The 23,149-nt window shown below is 68.9% G+C and carries 16 protein-coding genes and 2 pseudogenes; 8 read left to right on the forward strand and 10 right to left on the reverse strand.

Features of this window, described 5'->3' with window-relative positions; translation table 11 throughout:
• Positions 1 to 32: 32 nt before the first annotated feature.
• Positions 33 to 1,340 carry an NRAMP family divalent metal transporter gene (locus QGN30_RS05920; protein ID WP_248923244.1) on the forward strand — a complete coding sequence of 436 codons (1,308 nt, stop codon included), beginning with the start codon at positions 33 to 35 and terminating at the stop codon, positions 1,338 to 1,340.
• A 13-nt stretch (positions 1,341 to 1,353) separates the two neighbouring features.
• On the opposite strand, the gene QGN30_RS05925 is transcribed toward QGN30_RS05920, so the two are convergent.
• The 4 genes from QGN30_RS05925 to QGN30_RS05940 all read right to left on the reverse strand — a co-directional run bounded on the left by QGN30_RS05925 (position 1,354) and on the right by QGN30_RS05940 (position 6,501).
• The gene (locus tag QGN30_RS05925; RefSeq protein ID WP_248923243.1) at positions 1,354 to 2,673 is read right to left on the reverse strand and encodes a hypothetical protein; all 1,320 of its coding nucleotides are present in this window, start codon (positions 2,671 to 2,673) and stop codon (positions 1,354 to 1,356) included.
• Between the two features lie 146 nt (positions 2,674 to 2,819).
• On the reverse strand, positions 2,820 to 4,079 hold the full coding sequence (locus QGN30_RS05930) for an IS30 family transposase (protein ID WP_165576433.1): 1,260 nt from the start codon (positions 4,077 to 4,079) through the stop codon (positions 2,820 to 2,822).
• A 139-nt stretch (positions 4,080 to 4,218) separates the two neighbouring features.
• Positions 4,219 to 5,448, reverse strand: a complete 1,230-nt coding sequence (locus QGN30_RS05935) for a cytochrome P450 (protein WP_008260994.1) — start codon at positions 5,446 to 5,448, stop codon at positions 4,219 to 4,221.
• Positions 5,449 to 5,601: 153 nt separating this feature from the next.
• Positions 5,602 to 6,501 (reverse strand): NYN domain-containing protein, encoded by a 900-nt coding sequence (locus QGN30_RS05940; protein ID WP_014385837.1) that lies wholly within the window; start codon positions 6,499 to 6,501, stop codon positions 5,602 to 5,604.
• A gap of 66 nt (positions 6,502 to 6,567) precedes the next feature.
• Here QGN30_RS05940 and QGN30_RS05945 point away from each other — a divergent pair.
• A pseudogene (locus QGN30_RS05945) lies at positions 6,568 to 7,439 on the forward strand (alpha/beta fold hydrolase).
• 7 nt (positions 7,440 to 7,446) lie between these two features.
• Here QGN30_RS05945 and QGN30_RS05950 read toward each other — a convergent pair.
• From QGN30_RS05950 to QGN30_RS05960, 3 genes are all read right to left on the reverse strand, one after another.
• A complete protein-coding gene (locus tag QGN30_RS05950; RefSeq protein WP_009953215.1) occupies positions 7,447 to 8,613 on the reverse strand; it encodes an FAD-binding domain in 1,167 nt (388 codons plus the stop codon).
• The gene (locus QGN30_RS05955) at positions 8,610 to 9,860 is read right to left on the reverse strand and encodes a cytochrome P450 (RefSeq protein ID WP_014381171.1); all 1,251 of its coding nucleotides are present in this window, start codon (positions 9,858 to 9,860) and stop codon (positions 8,610 to 8,612) included. The genes QGN30_RS05950 and QGN30_RS05955 overlap by 4 nt, the downstream gene beginning before the upstream one ends.
• An 84-nt stretch (positions 9,861 to 9,944) precedes the next feature.
• Entirely contained in the window at positions 9,945 to 12,167 is a 2,223-nt protein-coding gene (locus QGN30_RS05960) for an FUSC family protein (protein ID WP_248923694.1), read from the reverse strand.
• A 111-nt stretch (positions 12,168 to 12,278) separates the two neighbouring features.
• On the opposite strand from QGN30_RS05960, the pseudogene QGN30_RS05965 reads away from it, so the two are divergent.
• The 4 genes and pseudogenes from QGN30_RS05965 to QGN30_RS05980 all read left to right on the forward strand — a co-directional run.
• Positions 12,279 to 12,350: pseudogene (locus QGN30_RS05965) on the forward strand (galactose-1-phosphate uridylyltransferase); the annotation flags it as partial.
• A complete protein-coding gene (galT, locus tag QGN30_RS05970; RefSeq protein ID WP_416366874.1) occupies positions 12,324 to 13,364 on the forward strand; it encodes a galactose-1-phosphate uridylyltransferase in 1,041 nt (346 codons plus the stop codon). The pseudogene QGN30_RS05965 and the gene galT, both read left to right, overlap by 27 nt.
• On the forward strand, positions 13,361 to 14,452 hold the full coding sequence (locus tag QGN30_RS05975; RefSeq protein WP_014383325.1) for a galactokinase: 1,092 nt from the start codon (positions 13,361 to 13,363) through the stop codon (positions 14,450 to 14,452). The genes galT and QGN30_RS05975 overlap by 4 nt, the downstream gene beginning before the upstream one ends.
• A 200-nt stretch (positions 14,453 to 14,652) precedes the next feature.
• Complete coding sequence (locus QGN30_RS05980) at positions 14,653 to 15,336, forward strand: PAS and ANTAR domain-containing protein (protein ID WP_009957863.1); 684 nt, start codon at positions 14,653 to 14,655, stop codon at positions 15,334 to 15,336.
• A 4-nt stretch (positions 15,337 to 15,340) separates the two neighbouring features.
• On the opposite strand, the gene QGN30_RS05985 is transcribed toward QGN30_RS05980, so the two are convergent.
• Together QGN30_RS05985 and QGN30_RS05990 are read right to left on the reverse strand one after the other, a co-directional pair.
• Positions 15,341 to 15,826 carry a hypothetical protein gene (locus tag QGN30_RS05985; protein WP_095763735.1) on the reverse strand — a complete coding sequence of 162 codons (486 nt, stop codon included), beginning with the start codon at positions 15,824 to 15,826 and terminating at the stop codon, positions 15,341 to 15,343.
• Positions 15,827 to 15,863: 37 nt separating this feature from the next.
• Entirely contained in the window at positions 15,864 to 16,544 is a 681-nt protein-coding gene (locus QGN30_RS05990) for an LpqN/LpqT family lipoprotein (RefSeq protein WP_026071189.1), read from the reverse strand.
• Positions 16,545 to 16,743: 199 nt separating this feature from the next.
• Here QGN30_RS05990 and QGN30_RS05995 point away from each other — a divergent pair, with 199 nt between their 5' ends.
• A complete protein-coding gene (locus tag QGN30_RS05995) occupies positions 16,744 to 19,389 on the forward strand; it encodes a GH92 family glycosyl hydrolase (protein WP_233042239.1) in 2,646 nt (881 codons plus the stop codon).
• Between the two features lie 10 nt (positions 19,390 to 19,399).
• Here the strand turns inward: QGN30_RS05995 and QGN30_RS06000 are convergent, their stop codons facing one another.
• Positions 19,400 to 21,778 (reverse strand): lysylphosphatidylglycerol synthase transmembrane domain-containing protein, encoded by a 2,379-nt coding sequence (locus QGN30_RS06000; RefSeq protein WP_014381163.1) that lies wholly within the window; start codon positions 21,776 to 21,778, stop codon positions 19,400 to 19,402.
• A gap of 145 nt (positions 21,779 to 21,923) precedes the next feature.
• Here QGN30_RS06000 and QGN30_RS06005 point away from each other — a divergent pair, with 145 nt between their 5' ends.
• Positions 21,924 to 22,871 (forward strand): class I SAM-dependent methyltransferase, encoded by a 948-nt coding sequence (locus QGN30_RS06005; protein WP_014381162.1) that lies wholly within the window; start codon positions 21,924 to 21,926, stop codon positions 22,869 to 22,871.
• Positions 22,872 to 23,149: the final 278 nt, after the last annotated feature.

A 23,149-nucleotide genomic window follows, 5' to 3' on the forward strand; every position in this document is an offset into this window, starting at 1 on the left:
GTGGTTAGGCGGCCCCTAGTTAGGATCCACCGGTGACCGATACGACCACCCCGCCGGTGGCGGACGAATCCGAGGACCGGCCGCCAATACCGCTGCGCACCCGTGGCCGCTGGCTGCGATGGGGGCTGCTGTCGGTGTGGGGCCCCGGCCTGGTGGTGATGCTGGCCGACACCGATGCCGGGTCGCTGATCACCGCGTCGCAGTCCGGCGCCCAGTGGGGCTACCGGATGGTGCTGCCGCAGCTGATCCTGATGCCGGTGCTCTACGTCGTGCAGGAAATGACCGTGCGGCTGGGCATCGTCACCGGGCGCGGCCACGGCTCGCTGATCCGGGAGCGGTTCGGCCGCGGCTGGGCGTGGCTGTCGGCGTTCACCCTGTTCGCCTCGGCGATCGGGGCGTTGCTCACGGAGTTCGCCGGGGTGGCAGGGGTGGGTGAACTCTTCGGCGTCTCGCGCTGGGTGAGCATTCCGGTCGCGACCGTCGCGCTGCTGGCGCTGGCCCTGACCGGTAGCTACCGGCGCGTCGAGCGCATCGGCCTGGTCGTCGGCGCCGCCGAACTGGCCTTCCTGGTGGCGATGGTCATGGCCCGGCCCGACCCCAGAGCCCTGGTGGACGGGTTGTCGTCGATGCCGCTGGGCAACTCGTCATACCTGCTACTGGTCGCGGCCAACGTCGGCGCGGTCATCATGCCGTGGATGATCTTCTACCAGCAGGGAGCGGTGGTCGATAAGCGCCTGTCGGAGAACACGATTCGCCAGGCCCGTTACGACACCGCCTTCGGCGCGGTGCTGACCCAGCTGATCATGATCGCGGTGGTGGTCACCATGGCGTCCACCATTGGGACGAGCGGCGCGCACGGCGGCGGCGCGGAACTGGAGACCGTCGGCCAGATCGCCCAGTCGCTCACGCCCTACCTCGGCCGGGTCGGCGGGACGGTGCTGTTCGGGCTCGGCATGCTGGGCGCGGCGCTGGTGGCCGCGATCGTCGCCTCGCTCGCGGGCGCGTGGGGGCTCGCGGAGGTGTTCGGCTGGAAGCACACGCTCAACGAGCGGCCCAACCGCGCCACCGCCAGGTTCTACATCACGTATTCGCTGGCGCACATCGTGGGCGCGGTGCTGGTGCTGGCCAGCGTCGACCTGGTCAATCTGGCCGTCGACGTCGAAGTCATGAACGCGTTGCTGCTGCCCATCGTGCTGGGCCTGCTGCTGGCGCTGGAAGCCAGGGCCCTGCCCGAGCAGTGGCGCATGCGCGGGCTGCACAAATACGTCACCCGCGCGCTGTGCTTCGTGACCATCGGGTTCGGCCTGTACATGGTTCCGCAGGCCCTCGGCTGGACCTGACCGCGGGCGACCGTCAGAACCAGGGCCCGGGGTAGTGGCCGTCCTGGTCTTGCACCATGACGATCTCCTTGCACTCGCCGTTGGACGACGGCGCGGTCTCGCCGCGGCACACCAGCGTCCATCCGGATATCCGCTCGAAGGGGCGTGTCGACCAGCCGGACGCGACGGGATCCGTTGCAGGAAGGGCGATGACCGAGAACGTGCCGCCGCTGCCGGTGAGGTAGAGGTGGTCTTCGAAGAACGCCAGCTTCGAAATCGACATCTTCTTGGCGTCGTCGCGGCTTTTGAGCAAGTCCCACTGTTGGCTGCGCAGGTTCCACACCCCGAACCCGAACGAGGAGTTCTCCGAATTGTGCCCGTCGACAAACAGTTTCCCGTCGGACAGGGCCGCGCTCAGCCCGCCGCCGGAGACCCGGTCCGAATCGCCGATCTTGATGAGGGATTTGGCGTTGAGGTCATAGAACATCGTGGAGACGGCCGGTGGGTTGCGCGACTCCCGGTGGGTGATCTTCACCAGTTTGTCTGGGCCGTCGGCCAATTCGGCGTCCACGGATTGCGCGTCGTCGTCCTGGTAGATCGCCTCCCCGTTCGGGCGGCGGAGCTCGGCCCCCGAGGCCTTGCCGGGATCGGCGTCGCGGGGGAACGCAATGACGTCCTGCCAAACCCGGGCGGGCTGGGGATCGTCCCACATGATCGACAGGTCGGCGCCGGACAGGACCACGGTTCGGGGCGGCGACGCGGGGGCGTGCCCGTCGGTGAAGGCGTTCACCCACGCCACGCCCGAGGCGGTCGGGGCCAGTCCCCATTCCTTCGGCGCGGCCAACCTCAGGCCGGGGATCGGCGGCTGCAGTTCTTTGGTGGCGACCTGGTGGCCCGAGGACCAGTCGTAGGAATACGCGGTGGTCCTTGATATTTCGGGCGCCGGGGCCTGGGCGGGCTTGACGGTGGTGACCACGTAGACGACCTTGAGGTCGGCGGCGGCGCCGGTCAGCGCGCACATGGCGCCGGTGAGGTTCTCGCCGGCGGCGATCGTGGGGATGGCCGGCGCGACGTACTGTCCCGTCTTCGGGTCGAAGATCTTCGGCCGGATGTCGTCGAGTGCGGATTTGCCGGCCGAAAAGGTCTGCGGGCAGCCGAAATACGCCGTGCCGCCGTAGCTCTTCCAGTCCTTTTCCAGCGGGCCCGTGATCGGGGCGGGTCCCGCACGGGTGGTCGTTTTCGACGCCGACGTCGGCGCGGTGGGGGTCAGCGGGGGCGCCGACACGGTTTCCGAGCAGGACGACAGCGCCAGGCAGGCGACCGCGGCGGCCGCCGGTCCCCAGGTTGCGCGCATCGAAAACCCCCGTGAAGTTCGTGTAACCCCCGCAGCGTAAGGCCGCCCCGCCGCCACCGCGACTTGGCGGATTGCCAACGGCGTCGCGTTGGGTGTGAAGCCTTGGCTTTGACTGTGAAGCCACGGCGGCCGCGCTCGGGGTGGTTTCAAGGTTTGGTTGCAACAGTGGTTTGTGGCGGGTTTGACAGTAGCCGGTTGAGGACTTGGGCGGGGCTGTCCCAGCCGAAGCGTTTGCGTGGGCGTTCGTTGAGTTCAGCGGCGACTTCGGCGAGGTAGTCGGCCGAGTGCACGGATAAGTCGGTGCCTTTCGGAAAGTATTGGCGCAATAGGCCATTGGTGTTTTCGTTGCTGCCGCGCTGCCAGGGTGAGTGTGGATCGCAAAAGTAGATGTCGATGCCGGCGTCGATACTGATGCGGGCATGGCGCAACATTTCGTGGCCTTGGTCCCAGGTCAGCGAGCGCCGCAATGCCTGGGGCAGGGTTTTGATGGTGGCGATCATCGCATCAGCCACCGTCTCAGGGTCGCGACGGGCGGGCAGGTGCAGCAGTTGCACGAACCCGGTGGAACGTTCGACCAGGGTGCCGATCTGAGAGTGTTGATTTTTGCCCAGGATTAAGTCACCCTCCCAGTGCCCGGGCACCGCGCGGTCAGCGGCCTCAGCGGGCCGCTCACTGATGTTGACCATGCCCGGAATTCGGCCGCAGCCGCTACGGGCGCCGACTCTGGCCCGTGGCTTGCGCAATGCCCGCCCGGTCCGCAAACACTTAGTCAGCTCGCGGCGTAGCTCCCCGCGTCCTTGCACGTAGAGCGCCTTGTAGATGGTTTCGTGGGACACCTGCATCTCCGGGCGGTCGGAATACGTCGTGGCCAACATCCCGGCAATCTGCTCCGGGCTGTACTTCTTGACCAACCACGCTTGCACCTGATCACGCAACGCAGGGCAGCGACCCAGCTTGCCGATCTTGGGCCGGCGCGCTCGCTGCTCGCTGCGAAGCTGAGCAATCCGCGCCGAATAGCCCGATTTCGCATCCACGCCCGCTCGGCGGGCTCCGAAGCGGTAACGAGAACGATAACGGCCCACATACCCCCGCATGACGCCGTTGTTGGCGATCTCGCGCATGACTGTCGACGGGGCCCGGCCCAACCGGGCTGCCATCGAGCGAATCGATTCGCCCTGAGCGGCGCCGATCATGATCTGTTCACGCTCATCAGCCGACAACCGCGGCCGTTTCTGCCCCTGAGGGGCTAACCATCGCGGATTCACACCACCAAACCTGCGAAACCACTTGCCGCCGCACGTCGCCGACACGCCGACCGCAACCCCGGCGTCCTCCGAGGACACCCCGGACGCGATCAACTCCCAATACCGGCGCTGCACCGACAACAACTGAGGCTGACCCGTCATCAACACCCCTAACTACGAAGTGTTGCAATCACCCCTTGAGCCCAAGCGGCGTGTCGTCGCCCTCAGCGCACAGTCAAAGCCGTGGATTCACACCCGAATCCGCGAGCTCACACCCGAATCCCTGAGCGGCGCCGGATGCCTAGCGGTCGAACTCCAGCGGCAGGCTCAGCGGGCCGCTCAGCGTTCCCATCGGCTTCCACGGAGCCGGGCCGGCGATGCGCGGATTGCGCAGGCGGGCGGTCAAGACGGTCAGCGCCTCGGCGATCTCGCGCCTGGCCAGATTGGCGCCCAGGCAGTAATGCGCGCCGCCGCCGAACGTCAGGATCGGCGGGGCGCCCTCGCGGGTGATGTCGACGCGGTCCGGGTCGTCGTAGACGGTGGGGTCGCGGTTCGCCGCCCCGGTGTTGAGCAGGACCATCGTGCCGGCGGGAAACACGTAGCCGTCGACCTCGGCGTCCTCGGCCACCAGCCGCAGCGTCCCGCACACGATCGGCGAGTGCCGCATGGTCTCCTCGACCGCGCGCATCGCCAACTCGGGTCGCCGGCGCAGCAGCTCCCACTGTTCCGGGTGCTCGCACAGCAGGTGCACCGACGCGGCGACCTGGTTGCGGGTGGTGTCCGTCCCCGCCAGCAGCAGCCCCCCGGCCAGCATGCGCAGTTCGGCCGCGTCGAGGCGGTCGCCCTCGTCCTCGGCGCGGATCAGGTCGGACAGCAGGTCGTCAGTCAGGCTGCGGCGGCGCCCGGCGACCATCTCGTCGACATAGGCGTCGAGTTGGCGCCACGCGCGCATTACGACGGGCTCCACTTCGGTCAGGTCGGCGGTGAAGCTGAACGCCTTGAACACGTCGTCCGCCCACAGCGAGAACCGTTGCCAGTCCTCGCGGGGCGCCCCGAGCAGCGCGCAGATGATCGGCACGGGATACGGGCGCGCGATGTCGGTGACGACGTCGCAGCGCCCGGCGCCGGCGACCCGATCGACCAGTTCGTTGAGCACGCCGACCATGGTGTCGTGCAGGCGCAGGGTGGCCTTCGGCGTGAACGCCTTGGAGGTCAGGCTGCGCAGCCGGTGGTGCGCGTCGCCCTCGAGGCACAGCAGGCTGTTGACCACCTTGTCCCACAGCGGGCCCGAAGTGATGCCCTGGACAAGGAGATTCAGGCCGGGCGGGATCTGGAACCGCGTGTCCCGCAGGACGGACCGGACCATGTGGTACCCGAGCACCTCGGGGCCGTGCGGCCCCAGTGCGACGGGCGCGTGTCGTTGCGCCTCCCGCAGGCGCGGGTAGACCTCCGCGGGTGTTTCGTCGTCACGGTAGGACAGAGTGGGCAGGTCGGCGTCGAAAACGCTTGGGGGAGCGGCACCGACGGTCATGACGGTCTCCTCATCGATCCCCCACCAGCTGCGGACGACTCCCAGACAATGTATGGCCACCCCGGGGCGCTGTCAACGATATCGATCCGCGCATCGGCGAAACGCCATACACCAGCGAGAAAATGCATTGCCGCGACGCGGGGGCGACGCCGCTCAATCCTGCGCGCGCAGCCGCACCATCCGCGTCGTCGACGTCTCGTCCAGCTCGACGATGTCGGAACGCGACCGCAAAAAATCGCTGAATGACCGGAAACCCAAAGACCTTTCGCTGAACGACGGATCCATGCGCCGCATCTGCGCCTTCACCGCGGAGTTGTGCAGCCAGTCGACGTCGTCTTTCTCCAGGCCGATCTGTAGCGCGCGCGTCAGCAGCGCGGTGGCGGCGGCCTGCGCGTCGGGCGGCTCGGGCTCCTCGGCCTGTGCCGCCTTGGTGCGCCCGCCGCGCCGCTTCGGCGGGGCGGTGTCGGCCGGCCCGGGCTCGCGGTCGAGCGCGGGAACCCCCGGCAGCGCGTCGTACACGACGAACTCCTCGCACGCGGCCGCCAGCGCCCGGCTCGACGCCCCGGCCACCCCGATGCCCACCACGTACCGGCCCAGCCTCTTACAGCGCTGGGCCAGCGGGATGTAGTCGGAGTCGCCGGCCACGATCACCACGTGGGTCAGGTCGGGCAGCCGGAACATGTCCTCGACCGCGTCGACGGCCAGCCGGATGTCGGCGCCGTTCTTGCCGTAGGCCGCCGCGGGGAACAGCTGCACCAGGTCGACCGCGCGGGCCACCAGCTGCCCGCGGTATCCGGCGTTGATATCCGCCGACCAGTCCGCATAGGCGCGGGTGAGCACCAGGGTCCCGAACGACGACGCGTAGTCGAGGATGGCGCCGACGTCGACCGTCGCCTGGCCCAACCGTTCGGAATGCTGCTCGAGCCCCTTGGCCTTGTCCTTCTGAAACGAGTTTCGCCCGTGTATCTGGTCGTACCGCGAGATCACGATGTTGTCGAAGTCGAGGTAGACGGCCACGCGGGCCGCAACCGGTTCGGTCATGCCCTTGATCATTGCTCAACGGGCGGGCATTTGCCCTGCCCGCGTCGTCAGCAGGGCCAAAGCGGGTACACAGCCCGAATGAGTGACATGAAGTTTCTCGAGTTACATGGGGATCGCATCGCCTATCGCGACGAGGGTGATGGCGAAGCGTTGCTGCTGATCCACGGTATGGCGGGGAGTTCGGAGACCTGGCGATCCGTGATACCGCAGCTGTCGAAGAAGTTCCGGATCGTCGCGCCCGACCTGTTGGGCCACGGCCAGTCCGCGAAGCCCCGCACCGACTACTCGCTGGGCGCGTTTGCGGTCTGGCTTCGTGATTTCCTCGACGAACTCGGTGTCAGCCAGGCCACCGTGGTCGGTCATTCGCTCGGCGGCGGTGTCGCCATGCAGTTCGTCTATCAGCACCCCGACTACGCCAAGCGGTTGATCCTGATCAGCAGCGGCGGCCTGGGTCCCGACGTGGGATGGGTGCTGCGGCTGCTCTCGGCCCCCGGGGCGGAGCTGGTGTTGCCGATCATCGCGCCCACGCCCGTCCTGTCCGTCGGCAACAAGCTCAGGTCCTGGTTGAAAAGCGCGGGCATCCAGTCGCCGCGCGGGGCCGAGCTGTGGAGCGCCTACTCGTCGTTGTCCGACGGTGAGACGCGCCAGTCGTTCCTGCGGACGCTGAGGTCGGTGGTCGACTACCGGGGCCAGGCGGTCAGCGCGCTCAACAGACTCTCGCTGCGTGAGGACTTGCCGGTCATGGCGATCTGGGGGAGCGCGATGGCATCATCCCCGTCGATCACGCGTACGCCGCGCACAAGGCTCGCACCGACGCCAGGCTCGAAATCCTGCCCGACGTCGGTCATTTCGCGCAGGTGGAGGCGCCGAACCAGGTGGTGGAGCTGATCGAGGACTTCATCGCCACGGGCGAGCGCCGCGACACACAAAGTCCGCAGCCGAGCGTGTGATCGGTGGCTAGATGCCGTAGTCGGGCAGCTCGAAGTCGTCGCGCACGTCGCGCGCGAGAAGCCGTGTCATCGGGGCGAAATTCATGGTGCGCAGCGCCAGGTCGCGGAAGCACAGCCCGAATCGGGTCCGGGTGGCGAAGAACCCGATGAACCGCGCCGCGCCGGCCTGCTTGCCCTCGATGAAGGGACGCAGCCGCGTCTCGTAGGCGTCGAACGCGCGGCGATGGTCGCCGCCGGCGCGCCCGAGTTCGCCGGCCAGCACGTAGGCCTCGGCGATCGCCAGGCCGGTGCCCTCACCGCCGAGCAGCGAAATGCAGCCGGCCGCATCCCCGATGAGCAGCACGCGCCCCCGCGACCAGCGGTTCATGTGGATCTGGCTGACGACGTCGAAGTAGAGGTCGTCAACGTCGTCGAGCGCGGCCAGCATGTCGTGGGCTTCCCAGCCGCAGTCGGCAAAGGTGTTGCGCAGCTGGTCTTTCGGCGGTGTGTCGGTGTCGTCGTGGTCGGCGCGGAAGATGAACAGGAACGTGGTGCGGTCGCCGCGCAGCGCGAAACGCGCCAATTGGCGGCCGGGTTCGGCATAGGTGACGTAGGCCAGCTCGTCGCGCGGCCGGTAACCGTCGACCACGCAGGCCGCCACCTTGCAGCCCAGATAGCGCTCGAATTCTCGTTCGGGCCCGAAGACCAGGCGGCGCACGTTGGAGTGCAGCCCGTCGGCGCCGATCAGCAGGTCGAAATCGCGCGCGCCGCCGCGCTCGAACCCGAGTCGGACCCCGTCGTCGCGCTCGTCGACGAACGAGATGCTGTCGCCGAAGACCGTTTCGACCTCGTCCTCGATGGTGGCGTAGATCGCCGCGGCCAGATCGCCGCGCGGCAGGCTGGTGAAGTCGGCGCCGAGCAGGCGGCGAAAGACGTCGACGTCCACGTCCGCCTTGATCTCGCCGCGCGGGCCGACCGAGCGGAGCCGTTCCATCTCGTATCCGGCGGCGCGGATCGGCCCTTCGATGCCCATCCGCATGGCCACCTGGTAGCCCACGCCCCAGAAGTCGATCATGTAGCCGCCGGTGCGCAGGTGCGGCGCCTGCTCGATCAGCGTCGGCGTGTGGCCGGTCCGATGCAGCCAGTGGGCGAGCGCCGCCCCGGCCACGCCGGCACCGCTGATGGCGATCCTCATGAGGCGACCGGGTGGCCGCCTCGGTAATCGACGGGCCAGTGCTTGATGCCGTTGATGAATGACGACCGCAGGCGCTCCGGATTTCCCAGCGGGGCCAGGTCGGGCAGCCGGTCGGCCAGCGCGTTGAACATCACATCGATCGTCATGCGGGCCAGGTTGGCGCCGATGCAGTAGTGCGCCCCGGTGCCGCCGAAACCGAGGTGCGGGTTGGGGCTGCGCAGGATGTCGAAGGTGAACGGGTCGTCGAAGACCTCTTCGTCGAAGTTGGCCGAGCGGTAGAACAGCACCACCCGCTGACCTTCTCTGATGGCCACACCGCCGAGTTCGGTGTCCTCGCGCGCGGTGCGCTGAAACGCGGTGATCGGTGTGGCCCAACGGATTATCTCGTCGGCCGCGGTCTTGGGTCGCCGCGCCTTGAACAGCTCCCACTGGACCGGATAGTCGGTGAAGGCCATCATTCCCTGCGTGATCGAGTTGCGCGTGGTCTCGTTTCCCGCGACGGCCAGCGTGACCACGAACATGCCGAACTCGGCCTCCGACAGGCGCTGGCCGTCGGCATCGGCCTGAATCAGGGTGGTGACGATATCGTCGCCAGGTTCTTCGGCCTTGCGCGCCGCCAATTGCATGGCGTACCACATCAATTCGCCGGCCGAGGTCAGCGCGTCGTTGCCGGCGAATTCCGGATCGTCGCTGCCGATCATGTTGTTGGTCCAGTCGAACAGCTTGTCGTAGTCCTCATGCGGAACCCCGAGCAGCGCGGAGATGGCCTGCAGCGGCAACTCGCAGGCCACCTGGCGGACGAAGTCGCCCGACCCCGCCGCCGCGGCCTCGGTGACGATGCACCGGGCCCGCTCGGACAGTTCGGCGCGCAGCCGCTCGACCGCGCGCGGTGTAAAGGCCCGCGACACGATCCTGCGCAACCGGCTGTGCTCGGGGTCGTCCATCATGATCATCGACGCCCGGCCCGCCTCAATCTGCCCGGCCGCCAAGTCTTCCCGGTAACGCGGCACGATCGACTTGGCGGCCGACGAGAACACGTCGCTGCGCAGCGAGACGTCGCGGATGTCGCGATGCTTGGTCACCGCCCAGTAGCCGCCGTCGCCGAACCCGCCCTTATCCGGCGCCTGCTCGTTCCACCAGACCGGTTCGGTGGCGCGCAGTTCGGCGAACTCCCGCACCGGCAGCCGGTGCGCGTAGATGTCGGGATCGGTGAAATCAAAGCCCGGCGGGAGGTTCGGTGTGGCCATGGGATTTCTCCTCGGCTGTGGCTACGGACCGCGGCGGTCAGCACGATGGTAGCCGCGGCCGCGCGCGATCGGTAGCAAAGCGCCTCAGCGTGACGCGGGCTCGGCCGTCCGCACGCGTTCGCGTCCACCGAGGTTGGTGGCGGCGGTGATGACGGCCCGCTCGATCTGGCGAAGGGCGTGCACCGCGGTGAGGTACCGCCGGGTCTCGGGCCGCGGCTCGGCGCCGTGGCCGTCGCCGTCCTGTTGTCGCGCCAGGGTTTCCGCGGCGTCGAGGTCGTCGGCCGCCGAGACCAGGGTCGGTGCGTGACCCCCCTCGATGGCCTCCTGCAACGCCTCGATGTTGCGTCGCGTCTGGGCGGCGGCCGCCGAAAACGCCTGCGCCAGTTTCGGGGCCGGCGGCGGTGACCCGACGGGGTCCCGATACTGCTCGCTGCTGCGTGCCAGGCTGCGGCCGTATTGGTCACACGCGGTGAAGATGCCCAGGGCGCGGCGGATGCTGCGCCGCCCCGCGAGTCCGGCGACGCCCGCCAACAGCGGCTTGGCGGTGACCCGGAACTGCTGCAGATCCCGATCGACCTGACGCGCCTGCTCGGACGGGCTGGCGCCGCCCTCTCCGCACATGGTGGCGGCGCACACCTCGATCAGCGCCGACAGGCTCGTCAGGAAGGTGCGGGTGTCGGCGCGGATCGCGGTTCTGGTGTTCGTCGGCAACACGACGACGGCCACCGTCGCCCCGATGACGGCGCCGATCGCGGTCTCTTCGATCCGCAGCATGAGCACGCCGAAGGAGAACTGGCCGAGCAGGCCGTACAGCAGCGCCAGCATCGTGGTGATCCAGAAGGTCATCAGGCTGTAGGTGACCGTCATGAAATAGAAGGCGCAGAACAGACACACGAAAATGCCGGCGAGAGCGCCAATTTCGTGGCCGGTCAGCAGCGTGGCCACCAGCACGCCGGCGGGCACGCCGAGCAGGGTGCCGAGCAGGCGTTGCCAGCCCTTGGTCAGGGTTTCGCCCCACGAGTTGGTGCCGGCGAAGATCACGAACGCGGCGATCACCGCCCAATACCACCGGTCCGGCGAGACCAGCTCCCCGGTGACGATGGCCAGCGAGGCGGCGATACAGACCTGGATGGCTTGCCGGGTGGTCGGCAGCAGCCCGCCGGGGCGTGCCTCGTCGGCGGCCCCCTCCGGCGCGGCGCGCTCGTCGGCCGCCGGCCGCTCGCCGCCGGTTTCGTCAAGGGGGGCGCCGGCGGCCATCCGATCGACGATCGCCCGCACGTCGGACGTCGCCCCCGCGGCGTTGATGATCGCCAGGGCGAGGCGGCGGACCGCGGTGGCGCCCGGGTCGTCCTCGGCCGCGGCTCCAGCCTCGGGCAGCTCGTCCAGCAGCCGTTGCGCGCGGGCGGCCGCCCGCCGCAGCCCCTCGGGTTCGGGCAGGCGGATCGCGCGGGCCAGCTGCGAGAGCGCGTCGACGAGCGCGACCCGCGTGCCGATCGGGATGGATTCCGGGGCCTCACCCGCCACGGCGGCGGCCCGCCGACCGGCGGTGGCGACCCATTCGATGGCCAACTCGGCGTCCAGCAGCCAGGGGGCCAGCTGTTCGGCGGTGACGCCGGGCCACAGCGCGCCGGGATCGGCTTTGTCCTCGATCTGGCTCTGCACCAGCAGGGCGGTCTCGTTGAGCCGCGTGGTGCGCGCCCGCATGCGGCGGCGCCGCCGTTCGTCGAGGCGGCCCGTCCGCACCGCTTCGGCGGTGGTGTCGATGACGATCGCCATCCGCGCCCGCAGCGCCCGGATGGTGGCCCGCAGCACCCGCTCGGGGCGGTCGGGCAGCACGTAGGCGGTCATCACGTACGTGCACACCGTGCCCACCGCGACCGCCCCGATCATCCAGGGCAGCTCCGAGACGCGGGCCCGCAGATACAGCGTGAAGAAGTACGACATGAACGCGACCATCCCCAGCGCCCTGCCGCGCGCCCCGAAGCGGCGGATGTAGGCCGCGGTGAACACGATCAGCACGAAGACGGCATCGCTGGCCACCACGTGCGGGGCCAGCAGCGCGGCGGCGGTGATGGCCAGCGCGGCGGGAACGGGCAAGAGCGCCATGGTGATTCGTTGCTGGCGCGGGTCGGGCTCGTTGACTGACCGCGACGCGACCATGGTGATGACGACGCCCAGCAGCGCGACGGTCAGGGGTTGTCCCGTCGCCCTGGTGAGGACGAAAAGGACCAGCAGCGAAAGGCCCAGCGCGGCCGTTGTCCGAGTCGCCATCCGCAGCCGAAGCAAGCCCGGATCGGAGCCGATCACCCAGTTGCGGGCGCGTTCGTACAGGACAGTTATTCCGGTGACCGCCTCTCTATCGCGTACCCCCATGGTTACCCGAACCGGGTGCCGGCGACCAAGCTAGTCTTCGACATCGTGACTGCGCCGACGCGAGCGAAGCTGGCTGACGGCCGTGACCTGCTGTTCTTCTCGCTGCCCGGGCATCGTCCGGCGCCGGTCGAGGACCGCCGGTCCCTGCCGCCGCGTACGACCGAACAGTCGCAGTTGCGGTTCGACCGGACGACCGGGCAGTGGGTGATCGTCGCGGCGCTGCGCCAGGACCGCACCTACAAGCCGCCGCCCGACGCGTGCCCCCTGTGCCCGGGCCCGACCGGGCTGACCAGCGAGGTGCCCGCGCCCGACTACGACGTCGTCGTGTTCGAGAACCGCTTTCCCAGCCTGTCGGGCGCCGCGACGCCGCTTCCCGATCCCGGCGACGCCGACGGCTTCGTGTCGACCCCGGCGCCCGGGCGCTGCGAGGTGATCTGCTTTTCGGCCGATCACACCGGCTCCTTCGCGGCGTTGACGCCGGCACACGCGCGGCTGGTGGTCGATGCGTGGCGCCACCGCACGGCCGACCTGATGGCCGCGCCGGGCGTCGAGCAGGTGTTCTGCTTCGAGAACCGCGGTGAGGAGATCGGGGTCACCCTCACCCATCCGCACGGCCAGATTTACGGCTATCCCTACCTGACGCCGCGGACGGTCGCCATGCTGGAGCAGGCGCGGGCGCATCGAAACAAGCACGGCGGCAACCTGTTCGGTGATCTGCTGGCCCGCGAGGTCGCCGACGGTGGCCGCATCGTCGCGCGCAACGAGGTGTTCACCGCGTTCGTGCCCTTCGCCGCGCGCTGGCCGGTCGAGGTGCACATCTACCCGAACCGGTTCGTGCCCAACGTGATCGGCCTCGACGAGGACGAGCTGGACGGGTTCGTGGCCATCTACCTTGACGTGCTGCGGCGCTTCGACCGCATGTATTCCACACCGCTGCCCTACATTTCGGCGCTGCACCAGTATTCCGGGGCCGGGGTCCAGGCGGACGGGTACTTCCACGTCGAACTGATGTCCATCCGCCGCAGCGCGACCAAGCTCAAGTACCTGGCGGCCTCCGAATCGGCGATGGACGCCTTCATCGGTGACGTCACCCCCGAAAGCGTGGCGCAGCGGTTACGGGAACTGCGGTGACGGTGCGCTACGGCGCGCCGGGACGGATCAACCTGATCGGCGAGCACACCGACTACAACCTGGGTTTCTCGCTGCCGATCGCCTTGCCGCAGCGCACGGTGGCGACGTTCACGCCCGGCCCCGGCGACGCGATCACCGTGACCAGTGAGCGCGCGGACGCCCCGGTGCGCATTGCGCTCGGCACCGCCCCGGGGGAGGTGACCGGTTGGGCGGCCTACGTGGCCGGCGTGATCTGGGCGCTGCGCCAGGCGGATTACCCGGTGCCCGGCGGCACGATGTCGATCACCAGCGACGTGGAAATGGGCTCGGGCCTGTCCTCCTCGGCGGCCCTGGAATGCGCGGCGCTGGGGGCGATCGCCTCGGCCGCGGGCGTGCGCATCGACCGCAAGCACCAGGCCCGGCTCGCCCAGCGCGCCGAAAACGAGTACGTGGGCGCCCCAACGGGTTTGCTCGACCAGCTCGCCTCGCTGTTCGGCCGGCCGGCGACGGCGGTGCTGATCGACTTCGCCGACCTCGCCGTCACGCCGGTGGCTTTCGACCCCGACGCCGCCGGCGTCGCCCTGCTGCTGATCGACTCCCGGGAGCGCCACAGCCATGCCGGCGGCGACTACGCGGCGCGGCGCCAGTCGTGCGAGCGCGCCGCCGCCGACCTCGGGGCGTCGTCGCTGCGCGAGGTCGGCGATCGCGGGCCCGCCGACCTGGGCGCCGTGCGGGACCCGGTCGATGCCCGTCGCGCCCGCCACGTGCTGAGCGAGAACCAGCGGGTCATCGATTGCGTTGCGGCACTGGGCGATGGGAACTACGCCGAGGCCGGGCGGATCTTCACCGCCTCGCACGCCTCCATGCGTGAGGACTTCGACATCACCACCGAACGCATCGACCTGATCGCGGCGGCAGCGGTGCGCGCGGGCGCGCTGGGGGCCCGGATGACCGGCGGCGGATTCGGTGGCTGCGTGATCGCGCTGGTGCCGATCGCGCGCGCGGGGGCGGTCGCTGAGGCGGTGCGGCGCGCCGTGGTCGACGCCGGCTTCGAACAACCCGTCGTCACCCGGACCCGGGCGGCCGCCGGCGCGGGTTCGTGCCAGTGAGCGCGCCGAAAACTTACTCGCCCGGCAATTTCCTGATTTCCGCAGTGACCACCGGTCAGAAACTGTAACCTCACGGCCATGGGGGTATCTCACTCCTGCATGTGCAGTTCCGGATTTCCCGCCCGGGGGTCGGCGATCCATTCGAGATCGCCGATGCACGCTGTTACCGGTCCGCTTGCCGTCGACGCGAAAAACCCACCGTGGCTTGGGAATTAGACCGCCAGGCCGCGGCGATCGAGCGCGGTTTGGCCGGCGCCGTTCCGCAGCGGGCCGGCTGGTTCCGCTTCTACTTCGAGGGCCACCGCTGGGTATGGTCCGACCAGGTCCAGCGCATGCACGGTTACGAGCCCGGCACCGTGACCCCCACGACCGAGCTGGTGCTGTCGCACAAACACCCGGCGGACCGGCCCCAGGTGGTCGACGGCATCAACGACATGATCAGGCGCCGTCAGGCGTTCAGCGTGCGGCATCGCATCGTGGACACCCGCGGCCTCATCCACCACGTCATCGTGGTGGGCGACCGGTTCTGCGACGACAACGACGAGGTCGTCGGGACCCACGGCTTCTACATCGAAGTCACGCCGCCGCCCGCGCGCAACCGGGAGGATTCCATCAGCGCCAAGGTCGCCGAGATCGTCGGGCGCCGCGGCGTCATCGACCGCACCAAGGGGATGCTGATGCTGATCTACGGCATCGACGAGGACGCCGCCTTCACCATGCTCAAAACGCTGTCCCAATCGAAAAACACGAAGCTCGGGGTGCTGGCCCAACGCATCGCCGACGACTTCACCGCGCTGGGCAAGGAAGTCATCACCGCGCGTTCGCGCTTCGACCGGTGCCTGCGTGCCGCGCACCTGCGGGCGCCCGACCACCCCGCCGGCTGAGCGGCTAGCCGACCGGACTCAGCCGGACGGCCCCCAGGTGGAGCCGGTCGACCGCCTCGGCGAACTCATCGCGGGTCGGAATGCGGCGATCGCGGAACTTCAGCCCGATCATGCGCTGCGCGCGCGCCACGCCATACGACTCGGCGGCGCGCAGCAAGAGATCGGAGACCGCGGCCCGGTCGCGGATGAGCTCGCCGCGCATCGCCGTCGTCGTGCCGTCGTACACCACATCGACGGGGCCGCCGTCGCGGAAGTTCTGCTTCCACGGCGCGCCGGTCAGCGCGTAGAGCTGACCGTCAATCAGGTGCGCGCTCAACGGAACTGAGTACGGACGCCCCGACTTGCGCCCGGTGAAACTCAACACCATGAATTGCTTGCGCGCGGCGCCGGCAAAGGGGCTGCGCAGCAAAAGCCCCATCACCGGGTTGACGAGACGAAATAACGCCGACGGCGGATGCCCGGCATCGACCGCATATGACTGCTCTGCCATGCGTTTACCGTAGATCCCTGCGGCGCCGCACTACTTCTCAGCCGGTGATGGTGGTCTTTTCGTCGATGACCATGGCGGCGTCGATCAACGAGGCTTGATCGCTCTGAAGGCCATCGGCTTTGAGCAGGAGCACATAGACCGCCCCCTGCGCGGGGATCACCACCGTCTTCTGCGCCCTGACGCGGGTGTTGCCGTCCTTTTGGTAGGTACCGCCCAGCTGCCAGGCCTGGAAACCGCCGAGCGTGGACGCGGAACCAGCACCACCCTGGCCTTGGTATCCGGGCAGATTCTGCACCTCGCCCGGGGCGTATTGAAGGACCTTCGCCGGGTCGACGTTGCCGGTGAGCTTGGAGAACAGCGTCGCGATGGTGGGCGGATCGGAGGGATTGGCGGGCTGGCTTTGCACGATGCCGCCGTAGGAGGTGCCGGAGTCCTGGGTGAGTTGCCAGCCTGGGGGCACCGGCAGGTCGACGTTCGGACCGGGATCGCCGTGGTGGACGGGCGTCTGCGAGATGTTGTTGTCCTTGACGTAGTCGGCGATCGTGTAGTGGGCTTTCGCCGCCGGCGCCGCGCTGGTCTGCGACGAGGTCCCCGAGGAAGTGGACGTCGACGCCGACGTGGACGTAGTCGTTTTGTCAGCAGACTTGTGGTCGTGGCCGCAACCGACAAGCGCAAAACTCAGCGCCAAGGAGATGATTGCTAGAGGCAAGTGTTTCATTTATCCAGGCTTTCCCGAGAATTGGGCCGATACCAGCGCCAGCCACGCTGGATGACAGTAGCCGAAATGTGCCGCAAGTTTGCCGGTATCTTTTAGACATTTTGCTGCCTGTGCCGCGCCGGCCGCTCGTCAGTCAATTCATAGGGGAAACGCCACCGCAATGCGCCGCTGCGCGGTCGTATCGGAGTAAGAGACTTCTATGCGGTCACGAAGGGCGCTGATTGCGGTCATCGCGGCGTCGGCCGTCTTCATGACCTTCATCGCCGCCGCCCCGCCGAAGGGGTATGACGGCCCGCCCGTCTTCGTGGCCAATCCGGTCGACCACGTCGCGACGCTCATCGGCACCGGCACGGGCGGCGAGACGGTCGGCGAGATCAACAACTTTCCCGGCGCCACCGTGCCGTTCGGGATGGTGCAGTACTCGCCGGACACCGTCGGCAACTACGCCGGATACAACTACGACAACCCGCGCTCGACCGGGTTCAGCATGACCCACGCGTCGGTGGGATGCGCTGCGTTCGGCGACATCTCGATGCTTCCGGCCACCGGCGGCGTCGGCCCGCAACCCTGGAACGCCTGGGAGACGATCGCCCACGACGACACCGAGCAGGGCGTGCCCGGCTACTACGCCGTGCGGTTTCCCGACACCGGCGTGAGGGCCGAACTGACCGCCACCGCGCACACGGGCGTCGGGCGATTCAGTTACCCGCGCAACGGCCGCCCCGCCCTGTTGCAGGTCCGCTCGGGCTCGTCGTTGGCGGGAAACTCCCGCGCGACCATCCAGATCGGGGAGGACAACACCACCATCACCGGCTGGGCCACCAGCGGGGGGTTCTGCGACAAGCCGAACGCCTACACGGTGTATTTCGCCATGAAATTCAGCCGGCCCTTCACCTCCTTCGGATCCTGGGACGGCGCCACGGTCTACGCCGGTGCCCGCAGCGCGAACGCGCCGTACAGCGGCGGCTACGTCGAATTCCCGGCCGGCACGACGCTCGAGGTGCGCACCGCCATCTCCTACGTCGGCATCGAGGGCGCGCGGGCCAACCTGGCGGCCGAGGACGCCGCCGGCTTCGACGACGTGCGCACCGCCGCCTCGCGGGAATGGAACGCCGCGCTGTCCCGCATCTCGGTGGCCGGCCGGAATGTCGACGATCTGACCACCTTCTACACCTCCCTGTACCGATCCCTGTTGCACCCCAACATGTTCAACGACGCCGACGGGCGCTACGTCGGGTTCGACGGCGCTATCCACACCGTGGCCGCGGGCCACACCCAGTACGCCAACTTCTCCGACTGGGACACCTACCGGTGCCTGGCTGCGTTGCAGGCGCTGCTGTTTCCGGACCGCGCCAGCGACATGGCGCAATCGCTGGTCAACGACGCCCAGCAGAGTGGTTCGCTGCCGCGCTGGGCGTTCGCCAACGCCGCGACCGGCGAGATGACCGGGGACAGCGTGGTGCCGTTCATCGTCAGCCTGAACACGTTCGGGGCCAAGGACTTCGACGTCCGTGCCGCGTTGCGCTACATGGTGGACGGGGCGACCAAGGGCGGGGCGGGGCTGGCCGGTTACGTGGAGCGGCCGGGCATCGAGACCTACCTGCGGTTCGGTTATGCGCCGTTCACCCTGGTATTCGGCCGTAACGGCTGGATCGCCGACGCCTCGATCACGTTGGAGTGGTCGGTCGACGACTTCGCCATCTCCCGATTCGCCGACTCGCTCCGGGACGCCGCGACCGCCGCCGAATTCCAGAATCGGTCGCAGTACTGGCAGAACCTGTTCAATCCCACCACCCGATCCGTGGTGCCCCGCAGCTGGAGCGGGTTCTTCCGCCCCGGCCCCGCGGTCGTGGTGTCCCCGGAGAACTTCGGCCAGGTCGGGTACGACGAGGGCAACGCCGAGCAGTACGTCTGGTCGGTGCCGCACAACGTCGCGGGCCTGGTGACCGCCCTGGGCGGCCGCGCGGCCGTGGCCGACCGGCTCGATCGGTTCACCGAGAAGCTCAACGTCGGCCCCAACCAGCCCTACCTGTGGGCGGGCAACGAGCCGAGTTTCGGTGTGCCATGGCTATACAACTACATCGGGCAACCGTGGAAGACCCAGCGCACGGTCGACCGGGTGCGTGGACTGTTCGCGCCGACCGCCGACGGGGAGCCGGGCAACGACGACCTGGGCGCGCTGGCCGCCTGGTACGTGTGGGCGGCGCTGGGCGTGTACCCGGCCACCCCGGGCACGCCGATCCTCACCGTGGGCGCGCCGCTGTTCGACCGAATCGAAATCGCGCTGCCCGCAGGCAAATTCCTCCGGATCTCCGCGCCGGGCGCGTCGGGGCCGCACCACCTCAAATACATCAGCGGCCTGAAGGTCGACGGCCGGCCCACCGAGCACACGTCACTGCCGGAGACGATCATCACCACCGGCGGCACGCTGACGTTCTCGCTCGCCGCCTATCCCGACAAGCGTTGGGGCACATCCGAAGCGGACGCGCCGCCGTCGTTCGGGGCGGGCAGCTCGGCGTTGACCGTCAACGTCGCTCAACCCGTCGTGACGATCGCGCCGGGGCGCACGGGCACGGTCACCCTCGACGCGCAACGGATGATCGACGGCCGCGACGTCCCCGACGGCTACACGGTTTCCGGCACGTCCACCGACGCCGGGATCACCGTGGCGCCCACGCCCGGCCGCTTCGGCAACGGCGGATCGGCCGCGGTTTCCGTCCCGATCACGGTGGCGCAGTCGGTTCCCGAGGACTACCACCTGGTGTACTTGACCACCACGGCCGGCGAAAGCGCGCGCAGGTCAACGGTTCTGGTGGTCACGCAGGCCGAATCCGGCAACTCCTGACCGGGATTCCTCAGATCATCTCGTTGGTGGTCAACCAGCGCATCACCGGCCACCCGACGAACACCGGCAGCCAGCAGGTCAGCATCCGGTACAGCAGCACCGACGGCACACCGATCGCCGCCGGCACCCCGAAGGCGGCCAGGCCACCGATCAGCGCCGCCTCGACGGCACCGACGCCGCCGGGGGTCGGGGCGGCCGAGGCCAGCGTCCCACCGACCATCGTGACGACCGTGACGGCGACGAATGTCGTTCCCCCGCCGAAGGCTTCGATGCTGGCCCACAGCGCGAGCGCCGCGCCGAGGGTGGTGCCCGCGCAGCCCAGCAGGATCAGCGCCAGTCGCCGCGGCTCGCGGGCGAGCTTCACCAGGTCGCCGACCACCTCGTTCAGCTTCGGGCGCACCTCGGTGGACAGCCACCGCCGCAGCGTGGGCACGAACAAGAACGTCCCGATGATGCCCAGCGCCACACCCGCGATCAGGTACAGCAGGGTCGCGCTCGGCACGAAATGGGAGAGATTCATCGAGGCGCCGGCGGCGGCGCTGAACACGACCAGCAGCGCGATATGGGCGATCACCTGCACCGACTGCTGCAGCGCCACCGCCGCGGTCGCCCGCATGGCCGACAGGCCGCTCTTCTGCAGAAACCGCGTCGACAGCGCCAGCCCGCCGACCCCGGCGGGCGTGGTGGTCGCGGCAAAAGTGTTGGCCACCTGGGCGATTGACAGCGTCCAGAAGTTCACCATGCCGTCGGCGCAGGCCCACAGCGCCGCGGCCGCACCGACGTAGGTGAGTGCCGACACCAGCAGGCCCACCAGCGCCCACGACCAGTTCGCCGTCTTCAGCTCCGAGAAGAACGTCGGTGCCGTGCTGATGAAGGGATACGCGACATAGACCAGCGCGCCGAATAGCACCAGCTGGATCATCTGGCTGCGGGTGAAGCGGGTGATGGTTTGCGGCTTGATCTGATCGGCGCCGGTTTGGCGCTTCACCTCCGCGCGTGCGGCGGAGATGACCGTGCCGGCGTCCGGCACCGACCGCCGAATGAACCGCGGCACAGCGACTTTGGTGAGCCGGCGGGACGCCGACAAAATGGTGTCCGCGCCGAACACCTCGATCGCGGCGCGCACCGCGGACTTCGGGTCATACAGCGCCGACGCCGTCACCAGCAGCTGCGCGATATCCGACTGCAGCTGGGCATCGGTCGCGCCGTACTCGGCGCTGCCGAAGCTGCCGAACAACACCGCGCCGTCGTCGACGGTGATGTGCTGGCTGCGCAGATCGCCGTGGGCGATCTGGCGGTCGTTGAGGATCCGCAGCGCATCCCACAGCCGGACGACGGGCGTCGTCGCCGCGCAGCGGTCGATGGGCGTGCCCCGAGCGGGCTTGTGCGAGTGCAGCATCCATCCCCGGTCCAACGGGGCGAGGGCGACCGTCGCGGTGTTGGCCAGGCCGGCGTCACCGATGGCGATCGCCATCAACGCGCGATGCTCCACCGCGCGGCGCATCGACGTCACCAGGGGAGCGGTTTCGGTGTCGCGCAGCTTCAGCTTCCCCCACAGCTGGCGTAGCGCACCGCCGCTGCGCTGGTGCGGGCCGTACAGCTCGACCAGCGCGGTCCGGCCGGAATCGTCGTCGCCGTCGGCCGAAAGAATGAGCGGGCCACGCCCGGCCGGCCGGACCACAGTGAGCCGCGAGACGACGAAGCCGGCTTTGGCCATCGCGCGCACCGCGGCGTCCAGCGGCACCTCGAGCGCGGGGGTGCCGACCACCAGCACCACCAGCGCGCCGACCACCCACCCGACCGCCAGTCCCACCAGCGATCGCGCCGGAACGACGGCGCTGATCACCAGGTGGATCGGGACGAAGGCCCACAGCAGCGTCCACCACCAGTGCCGCCAGCGCGCCGGCAGCCAGGGCCCCGACACCGTCAGCACCGCCGCCAGCATCCCGATCCACCGCGGGTCGTCTAGCAGCTGTGCCGGCAGCGTGCTCAGCCGGTCGTGGACGTCGAAGTGCCACCGGGGCGCCGCCAGGCCGGTGCCGCTGATCGACAAGAGCACGATCGCGCTCAGCCCCGCGGTCGCGTAAGCGCCCAGCAGTTTCCACTGCCCGGCGACGATCAGGCCGATGAGGATCATGAACGGTAGGGCCACGATCGCCAGCCCGTACGCCAGGTACACCACGTCGGATTGGGTGGGGGACAGGACGCCGACGATCTGCGAGACGGATTTCTCCAGCGCGATCCACTGCGGGCGGGTGACCAACGAACCCGTGATCACGAGCGCCAAAAAGAGCGAGGCCAGGACGAGTCGCAGGATGTCGTTGGTCCGTCGGGTCAGTGGCTGCAGCAGGCTGCCGGAAACGGGGATGTCGCGCCCGTCAACTCGCATGTATCAACGATCCTTCGGATTCGCCCCTGCCGATGGGCTCGCCGACAAGTTAACTTTAATACCCGGCTCGGGGACAGCTGCCACTCATCCGCCGCGCGTAGGGTCGGGTACGTAGCCCTGCTAGCGAAGTGGGAAGGACGTGCGCGTGGCCAGGACCGACAACGACAGCTGGGAGATCACCGAGAGCGTAGGGGCGACCGCCCTGGGCGTGGCCGCCGCCCGCGCCGCGGAGACCCGCGGCGAGAACCCGTTGATCAGCGATCCGTTCGCCCAGGTCTTCCTCGACGCCGCCGGTGACGGCGTATGGAACTGGCATTCGGCGGGGCGACTACCTGACGCTGTCGTCGAAGCCGAACCGACGCTGCCGCTGCAGATGCAATCGATGGTCGGCTACATGGCCTCGCGCACCGCGTTTTTCGACCGGTTCTTCCTCGACGCGACGGCCGCCGGCATCCGGCAGGCGGTGATCTTGGCCGCCGGTCTGGACGCGCGGTCGTGGCGGTTGGCCTGGCCGGCGGGGACGACGGTCTACGAGCTCGACCAGCCCCGGGTGCTGGACTTCAAGGCGTCGACGCTCGCCGAGCACGGCGCGCAGCCCGCCTGTCACCGCGTCCCCGTCGCGGTGGACCTGCGCCAGGATTGGCCGGAAGCGTTGCGGCAGGCGGGTTTTGACGTCAGCGCGCCCAGCGTGTGGTCGGCCGAGGGGTTGATGCCCTATCTGCCGGCCGCGGCGCAGGAGCTGCTGTTCGAACGCATTCAGGGACTCACCGTCCCCGGCAGCCGGGTGGCCGTGGAGGCGCTGGGCCCCAAGTTCCTCGACCCCCAGCTTCGCGCGAGGCGCCGGGAGCGGATGGATCGCATCGCGGCGCTGATGGCCGAGGTCGATCCCGACCGGCAGGTGCCGAGGACCGACGAGCTGTGGTACTTCGAGGAGCGCGAGGACGTCGGCGAGTGGTTCGGCCGTCATGGCTGGGACGTGACGGTGACACCGTCCGACGAGTTGATGGCCGGCTATGGCCGAGCGGCGGCCAAGGAGGTGCGGGACTACGTGCCCGGGAACTTGTTCGTCGCGGCGCAGCGGGCGGCCGGCTAGCGGCGGTCGCGAGGTCGGCGAAGCCGTACGCAGCGGGCCGCGGCCATCAAGTTAGCACGGTTAAACCGTTGTGCTACTTCAGCTTATCCGTTGGCCGGTCGATTATCGCTTTCTCTCGACATCCGTTACAGATATGCCATCGGCCCGGTCACGCGGTTGTACAGGTTCTCGCTCGTCGTCCATCAGGGTTCCCCCTTCGGCTGGCGGATCAGTCGGTACACGCTGCCGTGGACGGTATGCCGGTGGCGGGCCCGAACGGCCCTGCGGCGGTACGCATC

This window comes from Mycobacterium sp. 3-98 (assembly GCF_035918355.1).
Lineage (GTDB): Bacteria > Actinomycetota > Actinomycetes > Mycobacteriales > Mycobacteriaceae > Mycobacterium > Mycobacterium intracellulare.